Source organism: Stenotrophomonas sp. P5_A9, assembly GCF_056400525.1.
In genome coordinates this window covers 1-15,619 of the sequence record NZ_JBFULC010000022.1, presented here as the reverse complement: position 1 = coordinate 15,619, position 15,619 = coordinate 1, and the positions used below count along the sequence as shown (strand labels likewise).

Annotated in this window: 18 protein-coding genes; 15 read left to right on the top strand and 3 right to left on the bottom strand. The window is 66.9% G+C overall.

The window, feature by feature from the left end; all coding sequences use genetic code 11:
• The first annotated feature begins 114 nt into the window (after nucleotides 1–114).
• The 5 genes from mntR (at nucleotide 115) to AC1DR7_RS09080 (ending at nucleotide 3,951) form a co-directional block, all read left to right on the top strand.
• Nucleotides 115–570: a manganese-binding transcriptional regulator MntR gene (gene mntR / locus AC1DR7_RS09100; protein WP_256777235.1), complete on the top strand. Its 456-nt coding sequence runs from the start codon at nucleotides 115–117 to the stop codon at nucleotides 568–570.
• Nucleotides 563–1,087 carry a tRNA adenosine(34) deaminase TadA gene (gene tadA / locus AC1DR7_RS09095; protein ID WP_457320302.1) on the top strand — a complete coding sequence of 175 codons (525 nt, stop codon included), beginning with the start codon at nucleotides 563–565 and terminating at the stop codon, nucleotides 1,085–1,087. Before mntR ends, tadA begins: the two co-directional genes overlap by 8 nt.
• A gap of 100 nt (nucleotides 1,088–1,187) precedes the next feature.
• Complete coding sequence (gene orn / locus AC1DR7_RS09090) at nucleotides 1,188–1,757, top strand: oligoribonuclease (protein ID WP_457320300.1); 570 nt, start codon at nucleotides 1,188–1,190, stop codon at nucleotides 1,755–1,757.
• A 70-nt stretch (nucleotides 1,758–1,827) separates the two neighbouring features.
• Entirely contained in the window at nucleotides 1,828–2,697 is an 870-nt protein-coding gene (locus AC1DR7_RS09085; protein ID WP_478052606.1) for an EcsC family protein, read from the top strand.
• A gap of 132 nt (nucleotides 2,698–2,829) precedes the next feature.
• Nucleotides 2,830–3,951: an alkene reductase gene (locus AC1DR7_RS09080; protein ID WP_478051722.1), complete on the top strand. Its 1,122-nt coding sequence runs from the start codon at nucleotides 2,830–2,832 to the stop codon at nucleotides 3,949–3,951.
• A gap of 796 nt (nucleotides 3,952–4,747) precedes the next feature.
• On the opposite strand, the gene AC1DR7_RS09075 is transcribed toward AC1DR7_RS09080, so the two are convergent.
• Together AC1DR7_RS09075 and ppsA are read right to left on the bottom strand one after the other, a co-directional pair.
• Entirely contained in the window at nucleotides 4,748–5,230 is a 483-nt protein-coding gene (locus tag AC1DR7_RS09075; protein ID WP_457322499.1) for an REP-associated tyrosine transposase, read from the bottom strand.
• Between the two features lie 271 nt (nucleotides 5,231–5,501).
• Nucleotides 5,502–7,880 carry a phosphoenolpyruvate synthase gene (ppsA, locus tag AC1DR7_RS09070; RefSeq protein WP_457320507.1) on the bottom strand — a complete coding sequence of 793 codons (2,379 nt, stop codon included), beginning with the start codon at nucleotides 7,878–7,880 and terminating at the stop codon, nucleotides 5,502–5,504.
• 143 nt (nucleotides 7,881–8,023) lie between these two features.
• Between ppsA and ppsR the strand changes: the two genes are divergently transcribed.
• From ppsR to AC1DR7_RS09055, 3 genes are all read left to right on the top strand, one after another.
• A complete protein-coding gene (gene ppsR, locus AC1DR7_RS09065) occupies nucleotides 8,024–8,845 on the top strand; it encodes a posphoenolpyruvate synthetase regulatory kinase/phosphorylase PpsR (RefSeq protein WP_256777228.1) in 822 nt (273 codons plus the stop codon).
• A 117-nt stretch (nucleotides 8,846–8,962) separates the two neighbouring features.
• Nucleotides 8,963–9,475 carry a DUF1249 domain-containing protein gene (locus tag AC1DR7_RS09060; RefSeq protein WP_256777227.1) on the top strand — a complete coding sequence of 171 codons (513 nt, stop codon included), beginning with the start codon at nucleotides 8,963–8,965 and terminating at the stop codon, nucleotides 9,473–9,475.
• A gap of 59 nt (nucleotides 9,476–9,534) precedes the next feature.
• Nucleotides 9,535–10,023 carry an NUDIX hydrolase gene (locus AC1DR7_RS09055; RefSeq protein WP_256777247.1) on the top strand — a complete coding sequence of 163 codons (489 nt, stop codon included), beginning with the start codon at nucleotides 9,535–9,537 and terminating at the stop codon, nucleotides 10,021–10,023.
• 67 nt (nucleotides 10,024–10,090) lie between these two features.
• On the opposite strand, the gene AC1DR7_RS09050 is transcribed toward AC1DR7_RS09055, so the two are convergent.
• Complete coding sequence (locus AC1DR7_RS09050) at nucleotides 10,091–10,741, bottom strand: class I SAM-dependent methyltransferase (RefSeq protein WP_478051944.1); 651 nt, start codon at nucleotides 10,739–10,741, stop codon at nucleotides 10,091–10,093.
• Nucleotides 10,742–11,133: 392 nt separating this feature from the next.
• Here AC1DR7_RS09050 and AC1DR7_RS09045 point away from each other — a divergent pair, with 392 nt between their 5' ends.
• The 7 genes from AC1DR7_RS09045 (at nucleotide 11,134) to AC1DR7_RS09015 (ending at nucleotide 15,430) form a co-directional block, all read left to right on the top strand.
• Nucleotides 11,134–11,748: a CDP-alcohol phosphatidyltransferase family protein gene (locus tag AC1DR7_RS09045; RefSeq protein ID WP_256777225.1), complete on the top strand. Its 615-nt coding sequence runs from the start codon at nucleotides 11,134–11,136 to the stop codon at nucleotides 11,746–11,748.
• Between the two features lie 49 nt (nucleotides 11,749–11,797).
• The gene (gene phaE, locus AC1DR7_RS09040; RefSeq protein WP_478051942.1) at nucleotides 11,798–12,937 is read left to right on the top strand and encodes a class III poly(R)-hydroxyalkanoic acid synthase subunit PhaE; all 1,140 of its coding nucleotides are present in this window, start codon (nucleotides 11,798–11,800) and stop codon (nucleotides 12,935–12,937) included.
• Complete coding sequence (gene phaC, locus AC1DR7_RS09035) at nucleotides 12,934–14,001, top strand: class III poly(R)-hydroxyalkanoic acid synthase subunit PhaC (RefSeq protein WP_457320113.1); 1,068 nt, start codon at nucleotides 12,934–12,936, stop codon at nucleotides 13,999–14,001. The genes phaE and phaC overlap by 4 nt, the downstream gene beginning before the upstream one ends.
• On the top strand, nucleotides 13,998–14,369 hold the full coding sequence (locus tag AC1DR7_RS09030; protein ID WP_256777222.1) for a YfeK family protein: 372 nt from the start codon (nucleotides 13,998–14,000) through the stop codon (nucleotides 14,367–14,369). Before phaC ends, AC1DR7_RS09030 begins: the two co-directional genes overlap by 4 nt.
• A 47-nt stretch (nucleotides 14,370–14,416) precedes the next feature.
• Nucleotides 14,417–14,620, top strand: a complete 204-nt coding sequence (locus tag AC1DR7_RS09025; protein WP_256777221.1) for a PspC domain-containing protein — start codon at nucleotides 14,417–14,419, stop codon at nucleotides 14,618–14,620.
• Complete coding sequence (locus AC1DR7_RS09020; RefSeq protein ID WP_256777220.1) at nucleotides 14,617–15,069, top strand: hypothetical protein; 453 nt, start codon at nucleotides 14,617–14,619, stop codon at nucleotides 15,067–15,069. The genes AC1DR7_RS09025 and AC1DR7_RS09020 overlap by 4 nt, the downstream gene beginning before the upstream one ends.
• 145 nt (nucleotides 15,070–15,214) lie before the next feature.
• Nucleotides 15,215–15,430, top strand: coding sequence for a hypothetical protein (locus AC1DR7_RS09015; RefSeq protein ID WP_256777219.1), 216 nt, complete (start codon nucleotides 15,215–15,217; stop codon nucleotides 15,428–15,430).
• The last annotated feature ends 189 nt before the right edge of the window (nucleotides 15,431–15,619 follow it).

Genomic DNA, 15,619 nt, shown 5'->3' with positions numbered 1-15,619 from the left:
AACCGGGTGGCCCGTGCGCGACCCAAGCGGACCCGGCCACGGCCGGCGGGCCGGGGTGCGGTAAACTGAGCGCCTTGCTGCCATAGTCGCCGCTGGCCGCCCGCTGGAGTTCCGATGCCCGCTTCCTCGCGCAAAATCTCGCCCTTGATCGATGCCCAGGTCCACGTTGAGGGCTTCGTGCAGGTGCGCGAGGCGCGTCGCTCGGAGCTGGTCGAGGATTATGTCGAGCTGATCGCCGACCTGATCGCCGACGGTCGCGAGGCGCGCCAGGTGGATATCGCCACCCGGCTCGGCGTGGCCCAGCCGACCGTGGCCAAGGCGCTCAAACGCCTGGTCAAGGAAGGTTGGGCGGTGCAGCGGCCCTACCGCGGGGTATTTCTCACCCCGGCCGGCGAGCAGTTGGCGGTGGAAATGCGCGCCCGCCACCAGACCGTGGAGCGCTTTCTGCTGGCGCTGGGCGTGGATGCCGACTCGGCCCGACGCGATGCCGAGGGTATCGAGCACCATGTCAGCGAAGCGACCTTGGCCGCGTTCGAGGCGTTTGTGCGCAAGGCCGACGGCCATGGTTGAGTCCCTGCCGGCACCGCCGCCGCTGGGCGTGCCGGTGCACGACCAGGACGAACACTGGATGCGCCATGCGCTGGCGCTGGCCGAACGCGCCGAGCAGGAATTCAACGAAATCCCGGTCGGCGCACTGCTGGTCGGCGCCGATGGCCAGGTGCTGGGCGAGGGCTGGAACCTCAACATCGCCGACCACGATCCCAGCGCGCATGCCGAAATCGTGGCGATGCGCCAGGCGGGCAGGGCGATCGCCAACCACCGCCTGATCGGCAGCACGCTGTATGTGACCCTGGAGCCGTGCGCGATGTGCGCGATGGCGATCGTGCACGCCCGCGTGGCACGGTTGGTGTACGCGGCCAGTGACCCCAAGACCGGCGCCTGCGGCAGCGTGTTCGACCTGCTCGGCGATGCCCGCCACAACCATCGTGTGGAGATCCACGGCGGGGTGCTGGCCAAGCAGGCCAGCACGCGGCTGACCAATTACTTCCGCGCCAAGCGCGGCAAGCCGCCCCTGCTGCTGGAATAGCGCAGCCTGTCGCGACGGGACGACGACGCGATGGCGGTATCATGACGCCCCTCCATCCCCGGTCGGTGCTGCGGCGCCGACCCTTGCACAAGGCGTGAACATGGCCGACAACGGCGCAGAAGGCGAGCGACTGATCTGGATCGATCTGGAAATGACCGGCCTGGATACTGACAACGATTCGATCATCGAGATCGCCACGGTGGTGACCGATGCGCAGTTGAACGTGCTGGCCGAAGGCCCCGAGTTCGCCATCCACCATCCGGTGGAGCGCCTGGAGGCGATGGACGAGTGGAACCGCACCCAGCACCGTCGCTCCGGTCTGTGGCAGCGCGTGGTCGACAGCCAGGTGAGCCTGGGCCAGGCCGAAGCGCAGACCGTGAACTTCCTGTCGCAGTGGATCAAGGCCGGTGCATCGCCGATGTGCGGCAACTCGATCTGCCAGGATCGGCGCTTCCTGCACCGTGAAATGCCCCGGCTGGAGCGATACTTCCATTACCGCAACCTGGACGTATCCACGATCAAGGAACTGGCCAAGCGCTGGGCGCCCAGTGTTGCCGCTGGCGTCGGCAAAACCGCCAGCCATACCGCGCTGAGCGATGTGCACGACTCGATCGACGAACTGCGCCACTACCGGCAGTTCATGGGCACCCTGGCAGGCCTGCCGGCCTGATCCAGCCGTGATGGCGGCGGGAGAGGGAAACGCACATTCCGTTCAACCCACCGGCGCTATGATCCGGGCCATGAACGCCATCTCCCGCAGCACGCCACCCCCGCTGGAAACGCAGATCCTGCCCACCTCGCAGGACTGGGCCGACCTGCAGCGCGCCGTCGCGCTGCTGGAATCGCCCACGCTCACCGCCAAGATGGCCAACCTGATCGGCTCGCCGCTGGAGTTTGCGGTAAAGAAGCTGCCGAACGTGGTGTCCCGGCGCATCCACGGCGCGGTTGAGGCGGCGCTGTTCAAGTCCGCCCAGGCGGCCTTGTGGAGCATGGACAATACGCCCGGCAAGACCGCCTCCACGCGCTGGCACAAGCTGGCAGCGGCCACCAGCGGCGCGGTCGGTGGTGCGTTCGGTTTCACCTCGTTGTTCATCGAGCTGCCGGTGTCGACCACGATCATGATGCGCTCGGTGGCCGACGTGGCCCGCAGCGAAGGCTTCGACCTGCGTGAGCTCAGCACCCGCCATGCCTGCCTGGAGGTGTTTGCCCTGGGCGGCAACTCGGGCAAGGACGATGCCAGTGAGACCGGCTATTACGTGACCCGCGGCTTCACCGCCGAAGTGATGCGCCACCTGTCGGCCGAGCTGGCCGGGCGCGTGGCCAGCGGCGGCGGGGTGATGATCGGGCTGACCCCGAAGGAAGCCGGCAAGTGGCTGGCCAAGATCGTGGAGAAGGTGGCCGCGCGCTTCGGCGTGGTCGTCACCGAGAAGTTCGCCGCGCAGGCGGTGCCGATCATCGGCGCGGTCACCGGCGCCACGCTCAACACCATGTTCACCGACTACTACCAGGACATGGCGCGCGGCCACTTCATCGTGCGCCGGTTGGAGCGCACCTACGGTTACGAGACGGTGCGCGCGGCGTATTCGATGCTGGCCGACCAGCGCGCCTGACGCCCGTCGCCGGCAGGCGGCCAGACAGGGGATCGTTGCGCTGGCGGCACAACTGTTTTGCCGCGCCGACGCTGTTGCGCCGCCGCGCGCGCCCCTATCCTTCGGGCAGACCTGTTCCGACGGATGTCTTCCATGTTGTTCACCCCCTACCGCATGGGCGCGCTGACGCTGCCCAACCGCATCGTGATGCCGCCGATGACCCGCTCGCGTGCGGCCGACGGCAATGTCGCCACCCCGCTGATGGCGCAGTACTACGCGCAGCGCGCCTCGGCCGGCCTGATCGTCAGCGAAGGCACACAGATCAGCCAGCAGGGCCAAGGGTATGCCTGGACCCCCGGCATCCACGACGAGGCGCAGATTGCCGGCTGGCGCGGCGTCACCGACGCGGTGCATGCCGCTGGCGGGCGTATCGTGGCCCAGCTGTGGCATGTGGGCCGTGTGTCGCACACCGCCCTGCAACCGGGCGGTGCTGCACCGGTGTCCGCGTCGGCGCTGCTGGCGCCGGGCGTGAAGGTGTTCGTCGATCCGCAGGGCAGGGGGCCGCAGGGCGGCGTCGGCGAGATGGTCCAGCATTCGATGCTGCGCGCGTTGGCCATCGAGGAAATCCCCGGCATCGTGCGCGACTATGCGCAGGCCGCCCGCAATGCGATTGCCGCGGGCTTCGACGGCATCGAGCTGCACGGCGCCAACGGCTATCTGATCAACCAGTTCATCGACTCGCAGGCCAACCAGCGCACCGATGGCTATGGCGGGTCGCTGCCGAACCGGCTGCGCTTCCTGCGCGAGGTGGTCGAAGCGGTAGCAGAGGCGATCGGTGCCGAGCGCGTGGGCGTGCGTCTGGCGCCGTTGACCACGCTGCAGGGCGCGGTCGATGACACCCCGCAGGCCACCTATCTGGCCGCCGCGCATGTGCTCGACAGCATCGGCGTCGGCTACCTGCACATCGCGGAAGCCGACTGGGAGGATGCCCCGGTGATGCCGGAGGCGTTCAAGGAGGCACTGCGCCTGCTCTATCGCGGCACGCTCATCTACGCGGGCAAGTACACGGTCGAACGTGCCGAGGAAGCCCTGACCAAGGGGTGGGCCGACCTGATCGCCTTCGGCCGCCCCTTCATCGCCAACCCGGATCTGCCGGCACGGCTGCAGCAGGGCATGGCGTTGAACCCCGCGGACAAGGCCAGGTTCTTCGGCGGCGGCGCGGAAGGATTCACCGATTACCCGGTCGCCGAGACCGCCGACGCCGCCGACGCCTGACAGTGACGCGCAAGGCCGACGATCGGGCAACGCAGCGCTCGTAGAGCTGACCGTTGGTCAGCTGCCCTCTGCTCCGACGTCGCGGTGTCGGAAGGATCCGCCGCGTTGCGTGGGGCAGCCGACCAATGAGTGGCCCCAAGGTGGAGCAGCCGACCAACGGTCGGCTCTACGGGTTCTTGACATCGGCAGCGTCCGACGTAGAGCTGACCGTTGGTCAGCTGCTCTCCGCTCCGACGTCGCGGTATCGCAAGTATCCGCCGCGTTGCGTGGGGGCAGCCGACCAATGAGCGGCCCCAAGGTGGAGCAGCCGACCAACGGTCGGCTCTACGGGTGCTTGACATCGGCAGCGTCCGACGTAGAGCTGACCGTTGGTCAGCTGCCCTTCGCCCCGGCGTCGCGATATTGGAAGGATCCGCCGCGTTGCGTGGGGCAGCCTACCAATGAGCGGCCCCAAGGTGGAGCAGCCGACCAACGGTCGGCTCTACGGGGTGCTTGACATCGGCAGCGTCCGACGTAGAGCTGACCGTTGGTCAGCTGCCCTCCGCCCCGGCGTCGCGGTATTGGAAGGATCCGCCGCGTTGCGTGCGGCGGCCGACCAACGGTCGGCCCCAAGGTGGAGCAGCCGACCAACGGTCGGCTCTACGGGTGCTTGACATCGGCAGCGTCCGACGTAGAGCTGACCGTTGGTCAGGTGCCCTCCGCCCCGACGTCGCGGTATCGGAAGGATCCGCCGCGTTGCGTGGGGTAGCCRACCAATCAGCGGCCCCAAGGTGCGTCAGCCGACCAACGGTCGGCTCTACGGGGGGCGGGGCGTTGCGGGTGGTAGGGCGTCGATGGGCCAGCGACACCACGAGAAGGGATACTGGCCGATTACATGTGCCAGGCCAGCGCGGACCGGGTTGGCGAGGATATAGGCCGCCTGATGGTGCAGGTCTTCGTCGTTTCGCAGCGCGTGGTCGAAGTAGCCCGCCTGCCAGAGAGGCCCGCTGCGGTTCAATTGGCGATTGATGAGCAGGCTGCTGCGTGACTTGAAGCGCTGCATGCAGGCGCCGAGGGACCCGTGTCGGAGCTGCATCAGCCAATGCACATGGTCCGGCATCACCACCCAGGCGAGGTTGCGGACCATCTGTTCCTGCTCCAACGCCTGCATTACCTGCGCCACGTGCTGTGCCAGACAAGGCTGGCGAAAGTGGGGGACACGGGAATGGACGACGCTCGTCAGTGCATAGATGTTGCCTACGCTGGAGTGGCGGCCGTGATGGAGGCGTGGGCTGGGCATGCCATCAGAGTGCGGCTGGCCTGGCGCGGAAAGAATCAGGCGATGTCCATTCGGGGTGTGGGGATGTGGGCTGAGGCAGCCGACCAACGGTCGGCTCTACGGGTGCCGCATTCGTTCGTAGAGCTGACCGTTGGTCGGCCGCCCTCCGGCCCGACGTCGTGGTATTGGAAGTTTTCGCCGGGTTGCGTGCGGCAGCCGACCAACGGTCGGCTCTACGGCAAAAACAAAACCCCGCTTGCGCGGGGTTTTGTTCGTCAACCTGCCAGCCGTATCAGCTGTTGGCCTTCAACTTGGCCAGACGCAGCCAGGTATCCACCACGGTGTCCGGGTTCAGCGATACCGACTCGATGCCTTCCTGCATCAGCCATTCGGCCAGGTCCGGGTGATCGGACGGGCCCTGGCCGCAGATGCCGACGTACTTGCCCTTGGCGCGGGCAGACTTGATCGCCATCGACAGCAGCTTCTTCACTGCCGGGTTCCGCTCGTCGAACAGGTGCGCCACGATCGAGGAGTCACGGTCCAGCCCCAGGGTCAGCTGGGTCAGGTCGTTGGAACCGATCGAGAAGCCGTCGAAGATTTCAAGGAACTCATCGGCGAGCAGGGCGTTGGACGGCACCTCGCACATCATGATGATCTTCAGGCCGTTTTCGCCCTGCTTGAGGCCGTTCTGTTCCAGCACCTCGACGACCTTGCGGCCTTCTTCGAGGGTGCGCACGAACGGGATCATGACCCACAGGTTGTCCAGGCCCATTTCGTTGCGCACGCGCAGCACGGCCTTGCACTCCAGTGCGAAGGCGTCCGAGAAGCTCGGGTCGACGTAACGGCTGGCGCCGCGGAAGCCGATCATCGGGTTCTCTTCGTGCGGCTCGTAGTTGCTGCCGCCGATCAGATTGGCGTACTCGTTGGACTTGAAGTCCGACAGGCGCACGATCACCGGGTTCGGGGCCACCGAGGCGGTCAGGGTGGCGATGCCTTCGGCCAGGCGGCCGACGTAGAAGCTGACCGGATCGGCGTAACCGGCGATCTTCTCGTCGATCTTCTTCTTGGTCGCCGCATCCTGGCGGTCGTATTCCAGCAGTGCGTTGGGGTGGATGCCGATGTGGCTGGCGATGATCATTTCCAGCCGGGCCAGGCCGATGCCGGCGTTCGGCAGCTGGCCGAAGTCGAAGGCACGTTCCGGGTTGGCCACGTTCATCATGATCTTCAGCGGCGCCGGCGGCATRTTGCCCAGGTCCGTGGTGGTGCGCTCGAACTCAAGGATGCCGTCGTAGATGAAGCCGGTGTCGCCCTCGGCGCAGCTGACGGTCACTTGCTGGCCGTCCTGGATCAGCTGGGTGGCGTTGCCCGAGCCGACCACGGCCGGCACGCCCAGCTCACGGGCGATGATCGCCGCGTGGCAGGTACGTCCACCGCGGTTGGTCACGATGGCCGAGGCGCGCTTCATCACCGGCTCCCAATCGGGATCGGTCATGTCGGCGATCAGCACGTCGCCGGGCTGCACGCGGGCCATATCGTCCAGGGTACGTACCACGCGGGCGGTACCGGCACCGATCTTGGCGCCGACGGCGCGGCCTTCGGCCAGCACCTTGCCGTCCTTCTGGTTCAGCGCGAACCGCTCGATCTGGGTGGCGTGGCCACGCGACTTCACCGTCTCCGGGCGCGCCTGCACGATGAACAGCTTGCCGCTGACACCGTCCTTGGCCCACTCGATATCCATCGGGCGGCCGTAGTGCTTTTCGATCACCAGCGCCTGCTTGGACAGTTCCTGCACGTCCTCGTCGCTGATGGAGAAGGTGTTGCGCAGGTCGGCCGGGGTGTCTTCGATGCGCACGCGCTCACCGGGGACATCCGAATACACCATGCGGATCGCCTTGCTGCCCAGCGAACGGCGCAGGATCGCCGGCTTGCCGGCGCTCAGGGTGGGCTTGTAGACGTAGAACTCGTCCGGGTTGACCGCACCCTGCACGACCATTTCACCCAGGCCGAAGGACGAGGTGACAAACACCACGTCACGGAAGCCGGACTCGGTGTCCAGGGTGAACAGCACGCCGGAAGAACCCACGCCCGAACGCACCATCAGCTGCACGCCGGCCGACAGGAACACGTCCTCATGCTTGAACCCGTGGTGGACGCGGTAGGCGATGGCGCGGTCGTTGTACAGCGAGGCGAACACTTCCTTGACCTTGAGCACGACATCGTCGGCACCGGTCACGTTGAGGAAGGTCTCCTGCTGGCCGGCGAAGGACGCATCGGGCAGGTCTTCGGCGGTGGCCGAGGAGCGCACCGCGACGGCGACATCACCGCCGCCGTTCTCGCTGCACAGCTTGGCGTAGGCGCTGCGGATGTCCTGGTCCAGTTCCGGATGCAGCGGGGCGTCGATCACCCAGCCGCGGATCTCCTTGCCGGCGATCGTCAGCGCGCCGACATCTTCCACGTCCAGCGTGGCCAGCTTGTCGAAGATGCGCTTGGACAGATCGTTGTGCGCGATGAAGTCCTTGAAGGCCTCAGAGGTGGTTGCGTAACCGCCGGGGACAGACACCCCCAGACCGGCGAGGTTGCCGATCATTTCGCCAAGCGACGAATTCTTGCCGCCTACGCGGGCCAGGTCGGCCAGGCGCAGTTCGTGCAACCACAGGATGTTCTCGTTCAAGCGCGATGCTCCGTTTGGCCATCGCCCGAGGCGGGCTGGATGGCCACGTCCGTAGGAAGAAGCCGATATGATGCCGGGCAGACTGCTATCGGCACAAGCTTGTATCGATAGCCTTTTTAAGCTTCGTAGGGGGTAAAAGCCGTATGTCGACGATCCGTCCGGTGTTCTATGTGTCCGATGGAACCGGTATCACCGCTGAAACCATTGGGCATAGCCTCCTGACCCAGTTCTCCGGGTTCAGCTTCATTACCGACCGGATGTCGTTCATCGATGATCCGGAAAAGGCGCGGGAAGCCTGTGAAAGGATCCGTGCAGCGGGCGAGCGCTACCAGGTGCGGCCGATCGTGGTCAGTTCCTGCGTGGACAGCGGCCTGAGTGTGATCCTGGCCGAAAGCGGCGGGCTGATGCTGGACGTGTTCGCTCCCTTCATCGAGCCGCTGGAGCGCGAACTGGCGGTCAACCGCCATTCCCGGGTGGGCCAGGCCCACGGCATGGTCGACTTCGAGACCTACCATCGGCGCATCAACGCGATGAACTTCGCGCTGACCCATGACGACGGCATCGCGATCAATTACGACGATGCCGACGTGATCCTGGTGGCAGTGTCGCGCGCCGGCAAGACCCCGACCTGCATCTACCTGGCCCTGCATTACGGGGTGCGCGCGGCCAATTACCCGCTCACCGACGAGGACCTGGAGCACGACCGCCTGCCGCCGCGGCTGCGGCCCTACCGCAAGAAGCTGTTCGGCCTGACCATCGACCCGGACCGCCTGCAGCAGATCCGCCAGGAGCGCCGGCCCAACTCGCGCTACGCCAACCTGGACACCTGCAAGCGCGAGGTGGCCGCAGCCGAGACCATGTTCCGGATGGAGCGCATCGCGACGCTGAGCACCACCCATACCTCGATCGAGGAGATCTCCAGCAAGGTGCTGACCACGTTGGGACTGCAGCGCGAGCTCTACTGAGGCCGGGCGAGGGGGCCGGCCAGCGGCCGCAAGGTCCGGATGAACCTGTTCGGGCGCGGCCCTTTGGCCGGGGCGTCGCCGCCCCCACGTTGAAGGATCAACGTGTAGGATCGACGTATGGCCCAGGCATCCCCCCGTATCGAACGCATCCCCAGGCTCAGCCGCCTGAGCTGGCTGATGGGGCTGTACGCGGAAAACTACCAGCATCTGGTGCGGCTGTTCGCGCCGGCCGAGCTGGTGCCCGGCAGCTACGTGTCCTCGGTCGGCGACGGGCTGGACGTGCGCCTGGATGTCATCGAGTGCCACCGCTACACGGTCGAACTGCGGCTGACCTATGATTTCGCCGACCCGGTGACCGGGCAGCCGGACCCGTCGGCCTACGTGCGCCTGTACCGTGACGCGCGCCAGGCCGAGACCACGCACTGCTATGTCGGCCGTCGCTGGCAGGACGTGGTGGGCATGTACCCGCCGCCGGCCGAACTGATCAGCCATCGCATGCGGATGAACACGTTTCTCGGCAAGTGGCTGGAATACCTGGCCGAGCGCGGCCACGGCGTGGCCACCCTGCACCGCGATGGGGACGCCTTGCCGGCCCCGGCCGACGCCCGCCGCACCCGCGTGACCGGCTGAGCCGACCGCCGCGCGCGGATCGCGCATAATCGGGGTTTGTGTCCGTGAGCCCCCGCATCATGCCCTATACCCCGATCGTGGCCACCCTCGGCTACGTGCTGTCGCCCGATGGCAAGCAAGCGCTGATGATCCACCGTAATGCCCGACCCGGCGACCTGCACCTGGGCAAGTACAACGGGCTGGGCGGCAAGATGGAGCGCGACGAAGACGCCGCCGCCTGCATGCGCCGCGAAATCCGCGAGGAAGCCGGCATCGAATGCGGCACCATGCGCCTGCGCGGCACCATCAGCTGGCCGGGGTTCGGCAAGAATGGCGAAGACTGGTTCGGGTTCGTGTTCGTCATCGACGATTTCACCGGCACACCGCTCACCTCCAACCCGGAGGGCACGCTGGAGTGGGTGGACCTGGACAAGCTGGAGACCCTGCCACTGTGGGAAGGCGATCGCAGCTTCCTGCCGCTGGTGTTCGACGCCGAGCCGCGCGCGTTCCACGGGGTGATGCCGTACCGCGACGGTGCCATGCAGTCCTGGAGCTACACCCGCCTGTAATGGCGGCCGCTGGCCGGCAACCCGGGAACGTTGCKGGTGGTGCGGGATTGCCGGCCCGCGGCCGGCGCTACCGACGGGCGAGCAGCAGGTGGAAGTGCTTGTCGACCACGCGCCCGTCGTTGCTGGCGCCCTGTTCGCGGTGGCTGCGCCAACCGCACACGCGCAACCCGCTGCTGCGCAGCGCACGTTCCACCTCGGCCAGGGCATGCAGGTGGAATCCGTAGGCGGTGAAGGGCAGGGTGCGCATGAAGGCCGCATCGCCGAAGGCGACGCACAGCCGGCCGCCGGGGCGCAGCACCCGCGCCAGTTCGGCCAGCGGCACGGCCGGATCCTCCCAGAAGTAGAGCGTGTTCACCGCGAGCGCGGCATCGATGCAGGCATCGTCGAGTTCCAGTGCATGCACATCGCCGAAGGCGACGCTGGCGCGCCCTTCCAGGCCCGCCGCGCCAAGCCGGTCGCGGGCCGCAATGACCATCTCCGCCGACACCTCGACGCCCAGATAGCGGCTGCCGGGCGCGCGCAGCAGTTCACCGGCGAAGGCGGCGTTGCCCGGGCCGATTTCCAGCACCTGTTCATTGGCGGCCACCGCCAGCAGGGCGATCGCCGCGTGGTTGAGGGCGCCGTTGCTGCGGTTCATCGATTCGGCCACGGGCAGGGCGTGGTCGCCATGTGGGCGGCGCAGCTGGGCCGCCAGGGATTCATCGGAAAGCACGCACAAGGCTCCTGTCGCGGTGGGCGGGCAGGACGTGGCGGCGGCGGGTCCACTGACCAGCTTAGCCGAGCGGTGGCGATCCGGGGCGGTCTTTTTCGCCACCGGACCCGCGTGGCGATGACAGCGGTGATCAAAAAATCACCACCGTCGCGTCTATTGAGATTGAGTTGTCCACAGGGGGTGTGGATGACTGGTGCGCAACTTTGTGGATAAGCCCCGGCAGCCCCCGCCGGTTCTCGCTGTCAAGATGGGTGGCCAAAAATTCACCGCCGGTCGTGGCCACGTGAAGGCCGAGGTAACGCGATCAGTCCGATCCGCACCCCGCGAACGGGGCGCCGCTCTGTCACGGTTCGGGCCGCTCGCGGTACTCTCTTGCCACTGCCGTCTACAGATCTTCCATGAAACGTCACTTCTCGATGCTGCGCGAGTTCCACCTGGCCGACTGGTTCACCCTGGCCAACGCCTTTTGCGGCACCGGCGCGGTGTTCGCCGCGATGCGCTTCCTGCAGGACGGGCAGCGTGGCTACCTGCTGTTCGGCATGGCGCTGATCCCGCTGGCCTTCATCTTCGATGCGCTGGACGGGCGCATCGCGCGCTGGCGCAAGTCCAGTTCCACCCTGGGCCGCGAGCTGGATTCGCTGTCGGACGTGATTTCCTTCGGCGTGGCCCCGGCCGCGCTGGCCTATGCCTGCGGTATGCAGGGGGGCTGGGACTGGCTGGTGCTGAGCTATTTCGTGTGCTGCGGGGTCAGCCGGCTGGCGCGTTACAACGTGACCGCCGAGGCCCTGGCCGGGGAGGGTGACAAGGTGCCGTATTTCGAGGGCACGCCGATTCCGACCAGCCTGGCGCTGGTGGTGGTGCTGGCGGTGGCCGCCAGCATGGGCGCGATCGGGCATGACCTGTGGCTGGGCCGCTGGCAGCTGGGCCCGTGGCAGCTGCACCCGATGGTGCTGTTGTTCGCACTGTCCGGGTCGCTGATGATCAGCAAGACCCTGCGCATCCCCAAGCCGTGAGCCCGAACACGCCCATGTCGTTCGATTCGATCCTGCGGGGAACCGTGTCATGAGCACCGCCGGCAGCGGCAGCAACGCGGGCGACGTCGAAGCCCTGGCGCGGCAGTACTTCAGCGCCTGGGGTGACGCTCTGCGACATGCCGCGGTGCCCCCTGGCCAAGCCGGTCCCGGCGCGTCGGGGCAGGGCAGCTGGCAGCAGGCAATCGACTGGTGGGCGCAGATGATGCCCACTGCCACCAGCAGCCCGGCCGATGCGGCGGTGCACCGCTTCCGCGAGCAGGCCGGCGGCTGGTACGGCACGATGCAGCAGGTGGCCGCGCAGTTCGCCGGCCGCGATGCCAGCAGCGCTGATGTAGCCCAGGCCTGGAAGCAGGCGGTGGAAGGCCAGGGCGACGGGCTGCTGCAGTGGATGCTGCAGGGCGCGCGCGGGCAGACGCAGGCCGGTGGCCCGGATCTGCTGAAGCTGCTGGAAGCGCTGCAGCGCGACCTGGGCCCGTGGCTGCAGAGCCCGGCATTCGGCCCCGGCCGAGAGCATCAGGCGCGCTGGCAGGCCTTGTTGCGCGCCCAGCAGGAGTACCAGGCGCACTCCAGCGACTACGTCGATCAGATCAAGCAGGCGCTCGATGAGGCGTTCAAGCTGTTCGAGCAGCGCCTGGCCGAACACGAGCAGCCGGGCAACCAGCTGACCAGCGCACGGGCAATGTTCGACCTGTGGATCGAGGCGGCTGAAGAGGCCTATGCCAAGGTCGCTTTGTCCGAACCGTTCCAGAAGGTCTACGCCTCGCTCGGCAATGCGCAGATGCGTCTGCGCGCGGCCACCCAGCAGGAGATCGAGCGGGTCTGCGAGGCGATCGGCATGCCGACCCGCACCGAGATGGACGCCGCGCATCGCCGCATCACCGAGCTGGAGCGGCTGGTCCGGCGCATGGCGGCAGGTGGTGCGCCGAAGGCGTCATCCGCGCATCGCAGCGACCCGCCAGTCCCGAAAACACCCGCGCCGACAACGCCGCCACCGGGTCGCAGGCGCGCCGCTTCCGCCGCCTCGCCGGCGGCTGCACCTGCAGCGTCGGCCAAGGCGCCGAAGGCTCCTGCGAAGAAAGCTGTCCGCAAGTCCGCGACCAAGCCCGCAGCCAAGCCCGCAGCCGCAACATCCGCGTCGTCCAGGTCGAAGAGGACGCGCGCGCCATGAAAGGGCCGCTGGGATTCAACGCCGAAGACCTGCTGCAGGAGACCCTGGCCATGCAGCGCAAGCTGCTGGACGGGCTCACCCTGCTGCCGTCGGTGGATGACGTGGACTATGGGGCCACCGCGCGCGAGGAAATCTGGCGCGACGGCAAGGTGGCGCTGTACCGCTTCGTCGGCACCGACACGCCGGTGCACGCCACCCCGTTGCTGATCGTCTACGCGCTGGTCAACCGCCCGTACATGGTTGACCTGCAGGCCGACCGCTCGCTGGTGCAGCGCCTGCTGGCGCTGGGCCACGACGTGTATGTGCTGGACTGGGGCTACCCGGACCGCTCCGAGCGCTACCAGACCCTGGAGGACTACCTGCTGCGCTTTCTCGATGGCGCGGTGGATCACCTGCAGGCGCAGTCGGGTGCGCCAATCAACATGCTCGGCATCTGCCAGGGCGGGGTATTTGCGCTGTGCTATGCCGCGCTGCGCCAGCACAAGCTGGCCAACCTGATCACCATGGTCACCCCGGTCGATTTCCAGACCCCGGACAACATGCTGTCGCACTGGGCCCGGCAGGTGGATGTGGACCTGCTGGTGGACACGCTGGGCAACATCCCGGCCGACCTGATGAACGCCAGTTACCTGATGCTCAAGCCGTTCCGGCTGAACGTGCAGAAGTACGTGGGCCTGCTCGACATCCTCGATGACAAGGCTGCGCTGGAAGATTTCCTGCGCATGGAAAAGTGGATCTTCGATTCGCCCGACCTGGCCGGGGAGACCTTCCGCGACTTCATCAAGCAGTTCTACCAAGGCAACGGGCTGATGCACGAGGGTGTGCGCATCGGCGAGGAAACCGTCCAGTTGTCCCAGGTGACCCTGCCGGTGCTGAACATCTACGCCGAACAGGACCACCTGGTGCCGCCGGATGCGTCACGTGCGATGCGCGGGCGGATCGGCAGTGCGGACTACACCGAAAGCAGTTTCCGGGGCGGCCACATCGGCATTTATGTGTCCGGGCGCGCCCAGCGCGAAGTGCCCGGTACCATCACCGATTGGTTGAAGGAACGTTCCCGATGAAGTTGACTTCCCTGCCGTGGCTGGCACTGGCGCTGCTCGCGCCGGGCATCGCCCAGGCCGCCCCCAGTGACAGCGCCCGCCGCGAGATCGCCGGGCTGATCGGCGCACTGGATGGCTCCAGTTGCCGCTTCCAGCGCAACGGCAGCTGGCACGACGCCGCCGAGGCGCGCGCGCACCTGCAGCGCAAGTACGACTACCTGTTGAAGAAGGACAAGGTGGACACCGCCGAGCAGTTCATCGAACGGGCCGCCAGCCAGAGCAGCATGAGTGGCACCCCCTACCGCATCGCCTGCCCGGGCCAGCCCGAGCAGACCGCGGCGGTGTGGTTCGGGGCAAAATTGAAGGCCCTGCGTCAACGCACCCCGTAGACATCGTCCGCGCTACAGTCCGCCATCGCCTGCCGGAGACCGCTGCCATGAATGCCACCCCACGCCCGCTGTCGCGCTCGCTCAACGACCGCATGATCGCCGGGGTGATGGGCGGCATCGCACACCGTTTCGGGTGGAGCTCCACCCTGGTGCGGGTGCTGTTCGTGCTGGTCTCGGTGCTGTCGGCGGCCTTCCCCGGCATCCTGGTCTACCTGATCCTGTGGCTGTTGATTCCCAACGAGGCCGATTGAGCCTGCCGCCAGTGGCGCTGCGCGTCCTGCAGGGGCTGGGCGCGCTGTGGACCGCGCCCAATACCCTGATCGGACTGATCGGCGGCCTGGCCGGGATGGTGGCCGGCGCGCGCCCGTCGTGGAACGGCAGGGACCTTGCCGTTGTGTTCCGTGACTGGCCGTGGGGGCCGGGCGGGGCGATCACCCTGGGCAACGTGATCCTGCACACCGGCCCGGTGCTGGACGTGCCCTGTCGCACCTACGCCCACCAGGCCGGCCACTGCAGCGAACCGGTGATCGGCCTGCACGACCATGAGCGTGCCCACGTTTACCAATACCTGGTGCTGGGCCCGTTGTATCTGCCGGTGTACCTGCTCTGCGGCGGGGTGAGCGCGCGCAATCCGTTCGAACGCGCGGCCGATGTATATGCGCTCACTGGACGCGGCTGGTGGCCGTTATCCACGCGTTAAATCGGCGTAAATAAAACGTCGTGCAATGCGACGTCATCTGCATGCAAACAATGGTTATTAGGCTAAATGACGAATCAGTCAGGTTCGGCGCGGTAAGCTGATGGTTGTTGTATCTGCACGATGCTCTATTGGAGGAACACATCACATGGCAATCGTTCTTTATGTCGGTGGTAGCAAGGATGGCGACAAAGGTTTGGTACCGCACGGTTTCAGCAAGTCGCGGGCCGAGACCGACCAGGGCCCGGAGATCTATACCGAACGGTTCATGGAACTGCAGGGGATCGGCCGGATCCGGGTGATGGCGCTGGAGTCGATGCGCGACGACATCGTCCATCAACGTACGTCGCAGCTGTATCGCTGAACCTGATATCGGTGATGCCGGCCGCTGGCCGGCTCCAGGCGATACGCGACCATACGTAGTGCCGGCCGCTGGCCGGCTCCAGGCAATACCCGACCATACGTAATGCCGGCCGCTGGCCGGCTCCAGGCAATACCCGACCATACGTAATGCCGGCCGCTGGCCGGCTCCAGGCAATACCCGACCACGCGT

What these genes read in the sequence shown, in the direction of transcription:
- mntR (WP_256777235.1), top strand. Translation starts at nt 115, where the DNA reads ATGCCCGCTTCCTCGCGCAAAATCTCGCCCTTGATCGATGCCCAGGTC.
- tadA (WP_457320302.1), top strand. Translation starts at nt 563, where the DNA reads ATGGTTGAGTCCCTGCCGGCACCGCCGCCGCTGGGCGTGCCGGTGCAC.
- orn (WP_457320300.1), top strand. Translation starts at nt 1,188, where the DNA reads ATGGCCGACAACGGCGCAGAAGGCGAGCGACTGATCTGGATCGATCTG.
- AC1DR7_RS09085 (WP_478052606.1), top strand. Translation starts at nt 1,828, where the DNA reads ATGAACGCCATCTCCCGCAGCACGCCACCCCCGCTGGAAACGCAGATC.
- AC1DR7_RS09080 (WP_478051722.1), top strand. Translation starts at nt 2,830, where the DNA reads ATGTTGTTCACCCCCTACCGCATGGGCGCGCTGACGCTGCCCAACCGC.
- AC1DR7_RS09075 (WP_457322499.1), bottom strand. Translation starts at nt 5,230, where the DNA reads ATGCCCAGCCCACGCCTCCATCACGGCCGCCACTCCAGCGTAGGCAAC.
- ppsR (WP_256777228.1), top strand. Translation starts at nt 8,024, where the DNA reads ATGTCGACGATCCGTCCGGTGTTCTATGTGTCCGATGGAACCGGTATC.
- AC1DR7_RS09060 (WP_256777227.1), top strand. Translation starts at nt 8,963, where the DNA reads ATGGCCCAGGCATCCCCCCGTATCGAACGCATCCCCAGGCTCAGCCGC.
- AC1DR7_RS09055 (WP_256777247.1), top strand. Translation starts at nt 9,535, where the DNA reads ATGCCCTATACCCCGATCGTGGCCACCCTCGGCTACGTGCTGTCGCCC.
- AC1DR7_RS09045 (WP_256777225.1), top strand. Translation starts at nt 11,134, where the DNA reads ATGAAACGTCACTTCTCGATGCTGCGCGAGTTCCACCTGGCCGACTGG.
- phaE (WP_478051942.1), top strand. Translation starts at nt 11,798, where the DNA reads ATGAGCACCGCCGGCAGCGGCAGCAACGCGGGCGACGTCGAAGCCCTG.
- phaC (WP_457320113.1), top strand. Translation starts at nt 12,934, where the DNA reads ATGAAAGGGCCGCTGGGATTCAACGCCGAAGACCTGCTGCAGGAGACC.
- AC1DR7_RS09030 (WP_256777222.1), top strand. Translation starts at nt 13,998, where the DNA reads ATGAAGTTGACTTCCCTGCCGTGGCTGGCACTGGCGCTGCTCGCGCCG.
- AC1DR7_RS09025 (WP_256777221.1), top strand. Translation starts at nt 14,417, where the DNA reads ATGAATGCCACCCCACGCCCGCTGTCGCGCTCGCTCAACGACCGCATG.
- AC1DR7_RS09015 (WP_256777219.1), top strand. Translation starts at nt 15,215, where the DNA reads ATGGCAATCGTTCTTTATGTCGGTGGTAGCAAGGATGGCGACAAAGGT.